Source organism: Bradyrhizobium iriomotense (assembly GCF_030160715.1).
Taxonomy (GTDB): domain Bacteria; phylum Pseudomonadota; class Alphaproteobacteria; order Rhizobiales; family Xanthobacteraceae; genus Bradyrhizobium; species Bradyrhizobium iriomotense.
The window spans coordinates 40627-52647 of sequence record NZ_BSOW01000051.1 but is presented as its reverse complement, the minus strand read 5'-3'; the positions used below and the strand labels follow the sequence as shown (position 1 = coordinate 52647).

Sequence of the window (12021 nt, the reverse complement as noted above, 5' to 3'; positions counted from 1 at the left end):
TCCGAACGCTTCGGGACCTGCGGTCGATCTTCGCGAAAGTCTGCAGGGATTCTGAGGCAGAATTGATCGAGTGCGATGGCGAGGACGACCACGTGCACTTCTTGGTTAACTACCCGCCGAAGGTCGCGCTCTCTAAATTGGTCAACAGCCTGAAGGGCGTTTCGAGACGGTTGCTGCGCGAATGGCGGCCTGAAGTGCACATGCGCGGCCGCGACGCCGCGTTGTGGTCGCCGTCCTACTTCGTCGGCTCGTGCGGAGGTGCCCCGCTATCTATCATCGCCGAATACGTTCAGTCCCAAAGGCAACCGCGGCGCCCGGGGAGGCCTTACAATCTCTGGCGCTGCCGGAGCCGCTATCCCTCCCCAGCCTGAACGCCGGGGGCATCTCGCGGTGGACTAGGTGAGTGAGGATAAGCTCCCCGTGTGCCGCGCCAATCATTGTTGTAGACAAAGGTCAGCCGGCCACGGGCATCGTTGCGCACGCGGCCACTCGTCATGCTTTGCCCTTCTTGGCTTTGGTGACGATGGCATTGATAACAACCGCGGCGGTTTACGCGCGGCTGGTGGGCGTTCCAGTGTTTGCGTCCAAATGGATGCCAAGGGCATCGAGGGCGCGGAGGACAAGCGCCAACTCGGCGCGCGGATGACCGTGCTCGACGTCGATCAGCCACTGACGGCTAACGCCGATCCGCTTGGCCAATGTCGACTGCTCGAGCTTGAGACGTTTGCGTCTGTCGCGAATGACCACGCCGAGGTCGGCCGAGGTACGAATGAGCATAGGCGATCCAAATGTCAGCGCTCGCTTACATTGCCGCATGTCACCGTTCGCTGACAATGGAAAATGTCGCCATCCGCCAATGTTTCTCCGGTCCTAGCAGAATCACACCCCCTCAAAGAAATGATAAGCATATCAATTCATCAAGACACGCCGACAGAAGCATCGCGTATGGCCGCAAGGCTGAGGAACCAGTGAGTGTTGAGGCATTCGCCCCGGAAGCGACCGTTGACGGCCTCGATGAACGCATTGTCGGTTGGCTTACCGGGTCGTGAGAAGTCCAGCGTGACGCCGCGCTGGTAGGCCCATAGGTCAAGGTCGCGCGACACGAACTCGCGCACCTCGGCCGCTGGCCGCCACAATAAGCAGAAGAGTCCATGGGCACGCCGGTTGAGGTAATGTCGGCTTACCTGAGGGCAGCACCGATCCACATGAGAGTGGCTTCATCGCTCTAGGGGACGTCGGGTCATTGTTCTCGACCATGATTTTATGTGTCCCGGAAATACCCGTGCCTCTGCAAGATCGGCAACAGCTCGTGATGGCTGCGAATGATGTAGTCCGGTTCTGCTGCCTGCAATCGCGAATCGGAAACAAATCCGCCGGTAATGGATATACTTATGAGCCCGAGGTCGCGAGCAATATTCGTTTCGACCGGCATATCGCCGATGATGAAGGTCGCCGGCGGCTTCAGGTCGTTCTCCTGCATATAGAGACCAAGCCGCTCCCCTTTGCTCATCGATTTGAACTGCGTGGCGCGGCTTTCAAAGGCAATCACCTCGCTAATGTAGTCATTGATTCCAAGCCTTCGCAATTGCGATCGGAGAGGGTCGACAACATGGTTGCTCACAATGATGGACGAAGCCGCCTGTTCGTGCGCTATTTCCAAAATTCTACGCGCGCCCTCGCGCAGATCAGCTTTGCTGGCAAAGCGTTCGTACGTGTCGTGAAACATTGCACCCGCATCTCGATCCACGGCAGCAACTTCCGATTCCGACATTCCCAGTCCGCGATAAAGGATAGAAAGTGGGATGTCGCAATGTTCCCGAAACGTATTCATATCGATAGTTGCGCGACCGAAGCGATCTAGTATGGCATTCGTCGTCTGTAGTAGCACATGCGCATCGTCGAGTAGCGTGCCATTCCAATCGAAGACAAGAGCAGGTTTCATGATTTAACCTCAAACAGGGATGCACCGCGCATGGGGAAGATTCGCATTGAATTGTGCAAGCTTCTCTTCGCGCGCTACCGTCCTTCTCGAGCTGGCATCTCGAACGCAAACAGATCGATTCGATCATGCCTGCACGTAACGACGCGCCGAGAACTAGGAAGGGCAGGCACATCAAAGACGAGAGAAACGCGCCAACAACACCTGACATGCCAATCTTCGCAAAGCTAATCTTGTTAAGGAGCCAAGGCGATGAGGGGACGGATAAGTTCGGTTTAGACGACGCGAACACATCGTTTGACCACCCTAAGCAAGCATCGTACCAGTGCCCAAACGGCGTGACTCGCCCCATCCGATCGGACACGACCTGAGAAACACGCCAGGCTTGTCCAGCAGCAGTGATCTCAAGACGTCAGAGTCGCGACACATTGTCTCGAACGAGAACGCTAGGTGGTGCGGACTCTAAAACTTCCCATATGAGAACAATTGGAATGAGCTCGAGAGTCGCGAACGGGCGCGCGTGTTCTGGCCTGGAACGGAACGGAGGTCTTTGTCATCGGCGGCCGGTGCTGACATCCGGATTCCCCGACGATGCCATCTGCGTCGCGTCCAGGCAGGGCGCTGTTCCCGTCGACTGCATCCCCGCACTTGCGGCACGACGTCGACCGTGGCCAGTGATACGGAGGCTCTTCTCTCGCTGCTCGCTGAGCTAGGAATGACCAGAGGCACGGCGATCGCCGCGAACGCCTCGCAACCGTTTGCGAGGTCTTTCTCGCGTTTAATGTACGCCGCTGAGCAAGAGGAGAACCTCCGCGATCCGATACCTCTCTAAGAATTGGCAATCTTCCCTTTGGCAGATCTACCTCACTCCGCCGTGAGCGTCGATTGGGCGGCGGCACAGCGCATAAGTGAATGCACGTCTTTCTGCCCCAGCAATCCACGTTCGATGGCGACGTCGAGAAACGATCGATGTTCATCGAGCGCCGCCCGCACGATCGCAGCAACACTTGCGTACCCGAACTTGGGTACCAACGCTGTTGCTAGCGCACACGACGCAAGCAGATTCTGCCGCGACCGCTCCTCATTTACTGTAAGCGAGCGTACACACCGATCGACCAAAATAGTCGCCGAACGCTGGAGGAGAGTGATGGATTCGGTCAGGCGATCGCAGACTAGCATGCCGTAGCAGTTGATCTCCAGCAGTCCTTGTTGGCAGGCCATTGCTATGGCAGCATCGTTCCCGGAGATGGCAAACGCTGCCTGACAAACCGCTATCGGAACAACCGGATTTACCTTGCCAGGCATAATCGAAGATCCAGCCTGGATCGCAGGCAACGCAATTTCCCCGACAGCGCCGACGGGACCGGACGAGAGCACAATGAGATCGTTGGCGATCTTCCAGAGAGAATTTGCTGAATTTCGAAGTTCAGCTGACAACCGAGCACACGCGTCTAAGTTCTGCATTCCGTCGAATGGATCGGCCGCCGATTTGACCTCGTGGCCAACCAGAGCTGACAAATGGCGGAAAACCGCCTGTTTATAGCCCGGTCTGGAATTCAATCCGGTACCAACCGCAGTTCCGCCGAGCGGAACGACCAGGAGTTGGCGCCGCAACTCCTCCACATGCTCAGCGTGACGTTCTATGACCGCCTTATAGGCCCCGAAAGTCTGACCAAACAGCATTGGGACGGCATCCTGCAAACATGTCCGGCCCAGCCGAAGGGTTTGAGAATGCTCCTTCTTCTTTTCCGAGAATGCGGCGGCCAGTCGCATTAGCGCGGGCGAAGTCCCCTCCGATACCCGAAAGACCGCAAGCTTCATGGCCGTCGGAATTACGTCATTGGTGGATTGACTGAGATTTACGTGATCATTTGGATGGATGAAAGTGTAGTCACCAACCGGCTTTCCGGCCAGCAGCGCGGCCACATTTGCGATGACCTCATTGAGGTTCATGTTGGACGATGTACCGCCAGAGCCTTCGAGCACGTCGACAATGAGGTGCGCATCGTGCTTTCCGGCGCGGATCTCTTGGGACGCCTCAATGATGGCTTCCGCTTTCTGCGCTGACAGCGCGCCGATCTCTTGATTCGCACGCGCCGCCGCTTCTTTTATCATCGCCAGTGCGGGGACAAACTCAGGCAACGTCGCGATCGTGCGGCGCGTGAGTGGAAAATTCTCCAACGCCCGGAGGGTATTGATGCCGTAGAGCGCGTCCGCGGGCAGTTGCCTCTCACCAATAACGTCTTCTTCAGTTCGCATTTGGCCCATGATACGGCGTTTTCGCGTTTTTACGGGTGACCATCTATCGCGGGGCTTCCCCAGAGTAGGCAAATTTTAGCGAGCCAGTATCTCCAGCAAATTCTTACCGCGAACTGGCAAGGTCAAATCCTAGAGCTGCCCTAGTGAGCACTGTTTTGATATTCGCTTAAGCCGAGCGGGGCGCGGTCCAGGTCCAAGATACCGCGAGCTTTGCCGATAGATTGATAATTTCGTTTCCCTACAGCAGAAGGATGACCAGCCGAGATAGAACTGTTCTGGACACATGGCGCCCGCCGCCGCCTGACCCAAATTGCGACGGGTGCTGACCTGCATGGAGCCAAGAAGCCACGCTAGCCGAACAACCGCCAGGATCCTGTCACCACATAACAATTGGCCATCTACGCGTTGGGCGTCACACCGGCTGGCTGCGATGTTCGCCTAATATGACGGACACCGACAGCATTGCAAGATCCACATTGGCATACTTGTGAGTCTCCCCCTATTTTTCGAGGCCTAGAAGAATATCGACGTAGACACTAACACGTTCAACGCATGTCCCGTTCGCGGTGTGTATGTGATGCTTGTCGGGTTATTGATGTATGTCAGTCCTAAGCTTGAATATACCCCGGGCGCCAGATGCGCCGTGTACGTGCCGGAAAGCGCCGTACTGTTGCGATGCACAAGATGGCCCTTGGCCGCCGCAGCTTTTACTGCAACGTTGCTCCACGCTGTGTTGGTGGCGACAATCGCAATCTGATCACGTGGACGGCTGTCAAACAGCCCCTTTGCGTAGAGACGGAGCTCGCAATACTCACTCACTCTATTTAAGTCGGGCGGCGCGTACATCACAGAAAATCCTGCATAGACGCCACGAGTTGGTGAGCCTTGGACATCCGACTGCCAGAGTTGCCTGTCCGCTGCCACGTAATAGATGCTATTCCCGTCGGCTCTCGCTTGCTTCGGATACTGCAAGTCGATGTAGCTGCTATTGTTGAAACCGGCACCTGCCCGCAACCAAGTCTCCGGTAAGCCTGGAGCAGCTTTGTTCTTGTAGCCGGCTTCGTCCAGTAGAAGAACGCCCGCGTTCGTCGTGCTCCAGTCTAACCCAGTCGGATTTTCGAGAATGTGCGCAAACTGACCGTCTGGACTGAGTGAACGCTGTATTGAAATCCTGTCGTAGAACCGATCATCAAAATTGTACTTCAGATTGAGAGCTGGCGTCGGCGCGGCATTGTTGCTCATCCCAGCTTGGTACAAAATATTGGATGAAGCTCCAAAAACGTTTACTGCTGCGTTTCCCCCGACCACCGTGCCCGCGAACTCATTTATGTTCCTGAGATAGCCCGTTTTGAGTTCGAGCTTCCCGCCAAAAAACGTCTGATAGTAGGCTATCGTATTGATCCCAACTCTATCTGGCCCCCCGGGCTTCCATGTCCAATACTGCTGCTGAGCTCCCACGATGATCTGACCATCGGGAATCCCAAAGCGGCTGAGATCATACGTCACGATCATGAAATTCAGGGTATTGAATGTCGGGTTCTGACCAGCATATAGCTGATCACGAATAGTGCTCTTCGCCGCATTCGGCAGCTGATTGGCCACGAAGGTGTTTACTGTCCCGCCAACATAGCCGATCCCGACTTCTCCCAGCGCAGATCTAACGCCGCCGTAATCCTGATCTATTGTATCGGCCGGACCAGGAATATTGAGCCACATACCTTTTTCGCGCAAGTCCTCGAACTTTGCAAAAGGCCCGGCGTTCTGCGGAGTTTTGTTCTTTGCAACTACAACCGCACCGTCGCGCTTTGCTGCAAACGCATCGACCGTTTGTGCAAGCGCTGCCCTATCGATGAGATGCACCGCTTGTTGGGACCGGTGCCTTCGGTACGGCGTAGCCGGGCGGTTCTTCTTTTGAATTCGTCCTTGGGTAGCCTCATTAGGCGTGCCGCTTTGCGGGCTAGGCACGGTGGCAGCTTGTACCAGCGCCGGATCCCCGACGGGACTCGCAGCGATGGACAGTGCGATAGTAATCCATCTCTGCGCGTTGGCTCCATGGAATTTCGTCCGCAGCGCGCTAGCCGTGATAGGAAGCGATGGACGGCAACGAAGCGCCGAGACCTTTGAGGGCTTGGTCCTCGAGGATCGCGCGAGAAAGTTAGCTAGCGGCTTCCATGAGACGGGAACGACCGCTGTAGGAGTAGACATCACAGCTGTAGATGACGAGACAGCAGATCCATCGCGCCTGCTGGCGCAGGCAGATCCATATTGCATCCCGACTTCCTTAGCGTGTGAGGCCTGACTTTTGCTGCTGCTCGGTTGCCATGTGGTCGCCACTGCATCAATTGCTAAGGTTGGTAGGTGACATCAGCCGCAGGGGGCTGCTTCTCGATTCGCGAACTCAATGTCAGATGGGGCGTGCGACCAATTGGCGCTCTTCCTCACAGGGCTCGTCAACAAATAGAGCGACGAGCGAAGCGTTCTTGCCGTCCTCAGCACCAAACCGAGGTTGTGTGCTCAAGGAGTTTAGCGCCCGTCTCGAGCCTCTCATGGGCGAGGACGCGACCACGGCGGCTACGTAGGGTGGACAAGAAGATGTGCTGATGGTGGCTCAGAAGGACTGGCGGCTGCTCGGCAACTGCCGAGACCATTGCGCGTAAGTAGGCAGATCGCGCGACCGGGCAATCGTTGCCCCATGGAGAGAGCATTCTTCGAAAGGCGTGCGTCTCATGTGGCGCGGCTCAGGACCGACATCCATCGGCGAAAACCCGCGGCCGGCTGGTCGAATACTAGTACCGCTACCACCAGGTAGCTGCTGAACCCGATGTGACGGCCCTTCAAGAACCTCCAGCCGGCTCACCGACCCTGCCGATGAGCCGTCCAAATGGACGTCCTTTTTGCTGTCCAATCCCATCCCGAACCTCCGTCCAAGCCGGAGGCTTCTTCGCACAGCTATCCAGATCCCGAAGCAAGGGTTCCAGCTAAGCGCTTACGGTTCATAGTGAGTGCGATGGCGAACCAAGCTGCCGAATACTGCACGCAGCCATCGAGCGTATAACGGCAGAGTTTCCATCGGCCGGGTCGCAGCCGATCTTGTGGCCCATCTAGGCGACCTCAGCGGCCGGCTGCTTGGGGGCCGTTACGCGTGTTACGCTGCTCCGACCATCGATGCTGACGGGTACTTCGCCCGCGATGGTTGCGCGATGAACGAGGCGGTGCTGGTCGCCGTAGTCGTTCACCGCGTAATGTTGTGTGGCGCGATTGTCCCAGATCGCTACATCACCTTCCTTCCAGTTCCAACGTACGGTGTTTTCGAGCGCAGTGATATGAGACTGAAACAAATCAAAAAGCTTCTGGCCGTCGTATTTCGGGACACCAACGAAGTTTTGCACCAGAGCGCCTAGCACCAGCGTGCGTTCACCGGTCTCCGGGTGCACGCGCACAACGGGATGCTCAGTCTGATAGATGGTTTTAGTGAAGATTTCGTCCAAGTGCTTCTTGTCGAGCTCGCTGGCGCGGGCCAGTATTGCATAGTCGAAGGCGTTACTGTGAACGGCCCAGAGCCTGTCTGCAAGCCGTTGGAGCGGCGGTGCTAGGTCGAGGTAGGCCGTGACGGTGTTTGACCAGACCGTATCGCCACCGAATGGTGGCATCACAATGCCTCGTAGCACCGCAATCTTGGGGTAGGCATCGACGAAGGTTCCATCAGTGTGCCACAGGTCGGCCCGGCTACCGGCGCGGGCGGAATCAAGCTCGATGATCGACGCTGTTCCCTTAATCGCACCGAGCGTCGGATGACGTGCCAGCTTTCCGAAACGAACGGCAAAGCGCTCCTGCTCCGCATCATCGAGGTGCCCCTGTTCGCGAAAGAAGATGACCTTGTGCTCCAATAGCAGCTCATTGATCGAGGCGATCGTCTGCTCCGGCAGATCGCCTGACAGCTTAATGTTTCGGATTTCTGCGCCGATGCGCGCTGCGCGTTTGATGATATCGGCGCGAGGAATGACTTTGTCCGACAAGACCGCTGCAGTCATGGCTTCAGCCTCCAATTTTGCGGTTGCCGCTAGGTCACACTATTCAACTCGACAGGGCTGACGACAACACCCGTGGTGCCAGCGACGAGTCCCCGCTTGAGCTGTTCACGCGCCTTCGAACAGGTTAGTGCGGCGTCCACGACGGCCTTTGATCTAGGATTGTGCAGATCCGTCAGTTCGATCAATTACTAGCATTGGTAGTTGACCGCGGCGAAAGCTTTGTACTTCGCTGAACGATTCATGTTCCGTCGACTACCGAATGAACAAGAAATCTGTTCGTACCCGATAAGGCAGTGAGAGAGGCCTCTGTGATCGGTTCAAGTGGGAGCACTTTACGCAATCCAAGTTGCCGGCGCTAAAGAGCCGCAGTGTTGATACCGAAGCGGAAGTACGCAAGAGCACTCCATCCCTCTCCACGCGCAACGCCTAGAAAACGACGACGATAAGGGAACGCTGGCCGAGATTCTTAACCCTTTGGCGCGCTGTGCGATTTATGTGGCGGGCTTCACAGCGGCGGCGTTTCCCAGGCGTGGGCCACTCGCTGATCATTTAGCCGATACGAGCGTCGCGTGACCAACAACCGTGCGGTCGCAAGCGACGGTGTTATGGCCAAACTCATCGATCAGATGCAAGCGCCCGGAGCTTGACACTACGATTGCTCCAGGGAGCTCGATGCTTCCATTGGCAAGACCGTCATGCCTGTCGGAATGCCGCCGCAAAGGTGATCTCAGGGTTGACGAACCGCTTCTGTTGCAGATAATCGGAGGCGTCGAGGTTCTCCAGGTCTTGCTTGATCTGGAGCTAAGAGGGAAGCAGGTGCGCTTTCGATCCGTTCAGGATCAAAGTAATGCCGGCGCTGCCCCCGCAACTGTAAGCGGCGAGCCAGTATCCACACGTGTCACTGAAGCAAACGCTTCGGGAAGGCCGGATGCAGGCGATGACTCGCGAGCCAGGAGACCTGCCCCGACAACATAATCGTCCACGGGCGGGGTGTCCGGTGGTACGCCTAGCAGCAGGCCTCGCTTTGGCGGCCCTCCTGCCTGCGTTTCCGCCATGGCCTTTGCCCCAACACAATGGGGATAAAGCTATGTCTCTTCTCTCACTTCCTGTCGCGACCCTCGGCATGCCACGTATCGGGCCACGCCGTGAGCTCAAGCTGGCGCTCGAAGGTTACTGGGCTGGCAAGATCAGCGACCAGCAGCTCCTGGAAGCTGCCGCCGGTCTTCGTGTCGCCAATTGGGCACGTCAGTATTCGCTGGGCGTCACCATCATCCCGTCAAATGACTTTTCACTCTATGACCAGATTCTCGACACGAGCGTCACGGTCGGCGCCATTCCTGAGGCGTATGGCTGGGAGAGCGGTCCCGTCTCGCTGAAGACCTATTTCACCATGGCGCGGGGCTCGCAAGACAAGGAACACGACGCGAGCTGGGCTCACGTCCGTCAAGGCCTTGGCGCCTCTGCGCAGGAGATGACTAAGTGGTTCGATACCAATTACCACTACATGGTGCCCGAATTCCATAAGGCACAGACCTTCAGGCTCTCTTCCCGCAAGCCGATCGAGGAATATGAGGAGGCGAAAGCCCTTGGCTATCAGACGCGTCCTGTTTTGGTGGGACCAGTCACCTTCTTGAAGCTCGGCAAGAGCGCCGATCCGGCGTTTGACCCGATTTCGCTGCTCGATAGCCTCGTGCCCGTCTATGTCGAAGTTCTTAAGGAACTGGCGAAACGTGGAGCCGAGTGGGTCCAGCTTGACGAGCCCTATCTGGTGCTTGATCTCGACGAAACCACGCGGAATGCGCTCCAGCGCGCCTATAGGCGTCTCGCCGAGGAAGTGCCTGGCATCAAGGTCATGCTTGCAACTTACTTCGGAGCAATCGGCGACAATCTGGCGACCGCTCTGAAGCTGCCTGTAGCCGGACTGCACGTCGATCTTGTTCGCGCTCCCCAACAATTGAGCCAGATTGAATACGGTGCCCGCCCGGACCTCGTGATTTCGCTCGGTGTCATCGACGGCCGCAACGTATGGCGTTCCAACCTGTCGGCGCTGGTTGAGCGGTACAAGCCCGTCATTGCAAAGTTCGGCAAGGAGCGCCTGCAGCTTGCACCTTCCTGCTCGCTCTTCCATGTCCCAATCGACCTTCAGCTCGAAACCGAACTCGATTCGGACGTGAAGAGATGGCTTGCCTTCTCGGTCCAGAAGATCGAGGAGCTTGCGACCTTGGCGAAAGCACTTTCGGGCGACGGAAATGTCATTGCCGCGCTTTCCGAATCGGACCTTGCAGCGAGGGCACGCCAGGCATCGCCGAAGATCCATGACGCGGCCGTCACTCAGCGGACGGCCGCGATTGCCGAGGCTATGCGCCGCCGCAACAGCGCTTTTGCGGCACGTGCCGAGGTTCAGCGCAAGCGGTTCGATCTGCCGCTTTTCCCCACGACCACGATCGGGTCGTTCCCGCAGACGAGCGAGATACGCAACGCCCGCGCCGAGTATGCCAAGGGAAAGTGGACCAAGGCGAAATATGAACAGTTTCTAAAGAAGGAAACGGCTCGCACCGTGCTCTGGCAGGAAGACATTGGGCTCGACGTGCTTGTCCACGGCGAGTTCGAGCGCAATGATATGGTGCAGTATTTCGCCGAGCAGCTCTCCGGGTTCGCGTTCACTAAGCATGGCTGGGTGCAGTCCTACGGCTCCCGTTACGTTCGTCCGCCGATACTGTTCGGCGATGTCTCCCGCCCGAAGCCGATGACCATCGAATGGTGGCGCTACGCGCAGTCGCTGACCAGAAAGCCGATGAAGGCAATGCTTACGGGGCCGGTGACAATCCTCGCTTGGTCGTTTGTCCGTGACGACATTCCGCGCAGCGAGACCTGCCGTCAGATCGCGCTCGCGATCCGTGACGAGGTCGCCGATCTGGAAAAGGCCGGGGCGACCATGATCCAAATCGATGAGGCCGCGCTACGCGAAGGTTTGCCGCTCCGCCGATCCGATTGGAGATCTTATCTCGACTGGGCAGTGGAAAGCTTCCGCCTCTGCTCCTCCGGTGTTGCCGATGCAACGCAGATCCATACCCACATGTGCTATTCGGAGTTCAATGCCATCATCGATGCAATTGCCGCGATGGACGCAGATGTCATCTCGATCGAAACGTCCCGCTCGAAGATGGAGCTGCTCGATGCGTTCACTGCCTTCAAATACCCGAACGACATCGGCCCTGGCGTCTATGACATCCACTCTCCGCGCGTTCCCGAGGCCTCTGAGATAGCGGATCTCATCGCGCTGGCTCGCCAACGACTGTCGGACTCACAGCTCTGGATCAATCCAGATTGCGGCCTGAAGACCCGCAAATGGACCGAAGTTCGTCCGGCGCTCGTCAACATGGTCGCGGCAGCCCGCGAACTGCGCAAGACTTCCTGATGCCCAGCGTGACCTGCGGTCAAAACCGTGTTCGTCGGTGAGGCTGGCTGATTCCACATTTGTAGACCGGGCCCTTGATTGCGGCCCAATGACTCATTGGGGCAGAGAAGTGCTCAGCACGCGGACAACATTGGCTCGAAAATTCTCTAGCTCTCCTCTAACACCACAACCTATCTGTTCAGATCTGAGCACTTGAGGAGCTGGATTGGGATCGCTGGAGGATCGTTCGAGGAGGTGCAACGCTAAAACCATGTGCTGCCGGGAATTGTTACTGAAATGGTCGAGATGAAGACTGATGAGCTGGGGCACACCGTCGCCGCATGATGGCGCAGAGCTGTCGATAGCTCAAGCAAGTCCGGTCCGGTCACGAGTCG

At 57.2% G+C, this 12021-nt stretch carries 6 protein-coding genes, 2 pseudogenes and 1 riboswitch; of the genes and pseudogenes, 2 read left to right on the top strand and 6 right to left on the bottom strand.

Annotated features, from left to right (window positions below; translation table 11 throughout):
- Positions 1-308: pseudogene (tnpA, locus tag QQL28_RS41815) on the top strand (IS200/IS605 family transposase); the annotation flags it as partial.
- Positions 309-549: 241 nt separating this feature from the next.
- On the opposite strand, the gene QQL28_RS41810 reads toward tnpA, so the two are convergent.
- The 6 genes and pseudogenes from QQL28_RS41810 to QQL28_RS41785 form a co-directional block, all read right to left on the bottom strand.
- The gene (locus QQL28_RS41810; protein WP_284275170.1) at positions 550-777 is read right to left on the bottom strand and encodes a helix-turn-helix domain-containing protein; all 228 of its coding nucleotides are present in this window, start codon (positions 775-777) and stop codon (positions 550-552) included.
- A 164-nt stretch (positions 778-941) separates the two neighbouring features.
- Positions 942-1109: pseudogene (locus tag QQL28_RS41805) on the bottom strand (integrase core domain-containing protein); the annotation flags it as partial.
- A 152-nt stretch (positions 1110-1261) separates the two neighbouring features.
- Positions 1262-1942, bottom strand: coding sequence for an HAD family hydrolase (locus QQL28_RS41800; protein ID WP_284275166.1), 681 nt, complete (start codon positions 1940-1942; stop codon positions 1262-1264).
- Positions 1943-2803: 861 nt separating this feature from the next.
- Entirely contained in the window at positions 2804-4198 is a 1395-nt protein-coding gene (locus QQL28_RS41795) for an aspartate ammonia-lyase (protein WP_284275165.1), read from the bottom strand.
- A 513-nt stretch (positions 4199-4711) separates the two neighbouring features.
- Complete coding sequence (locus QQL28_RS41790) at positions 4712-6058, bottom strand: carbohydrate porin (protein WP_284275163.1); 1347 nt, start codon at positions 6056-6058, stop codon at positions 4712-4714.
- Positions 6059-7299: 1241 nt separating this feature from the next.
- Positions 7300-8229: a TauD/TfdA dioxygenase family protein gene (locus tag QQL28_RS41785; protein ID WP_284275162.1), complete on the bottom strand. Its 930-nt coding sequence runs from the start codon at positions 8227-8229 to the stop codon at positions 7300-7302.
- Positions 8230-8984: 755 nt separating this feature from the next.
- Positions 8985-9209, top strand: a riboswitch (cobalamin riboswitch).
- A gap of 107 nt (positions 9210-9316) precedes the next feature.
- On the opposite strand from QQL28_RS41785, the gene metE reads away from it, so the two are divergent.
- Positions 9317-11647 carry a 5-methyltetrahydropteroyltriglutamate--homocysteine S-methyltransferase gene (gene metE / locus QQL28_RS41780; protein ID WP_284275176.1) on the top strand — a complete coding sequence of 777 codons (2331 nt, stop codon included), beginning with the start codon at positions 9317-9319 and terminating at the stop codon, positions 11645-11647.
- Positions 11648-12021: the final 374 nt, after the last annotated feature.

What these genes read in the sequence shown, in the direction of transcription:
- QQL28_RS41810 (WP_284275170.1), bottom strand. Translation starts at nt 777, where the DNA reads ATGCTCATTCGTACCTCGGCCGACCTCGGCGTGGTCATTCGCGACAGA.
- QQL28_RS41800 (WP_284275166.1), bottom strand. Translation starts at nt 1,942, where the DNA reads ATGAAACCTGCTCTTGTCTTCGATTGGAATGGCACGCTACTCGACGAT.
- QQL28_RS41795 (WP_284275165.1), bottom strand. Translation starts at nt 4,198, where the DNA reads ATGCGAACTGAAGAAGACGTTATTGGTGAGAGGCAACTGCCCGCGGAC.
- QQL28_RS41785 (WP_284275162.1), bottom strand. Translation starts at nt 8,229, where the DNA reads ATGACTGCAGCGGTCTTGTCGGACAAAGTCATTCCTCGCGCCGATATC.
- metE (WP_284275176.1), top strand. Translation starts at nt 9,317, where the DNA reads ATGTCTCTTCTCTCACTTCCTGTCGCGACCCTCGGCATGCCACGTATC.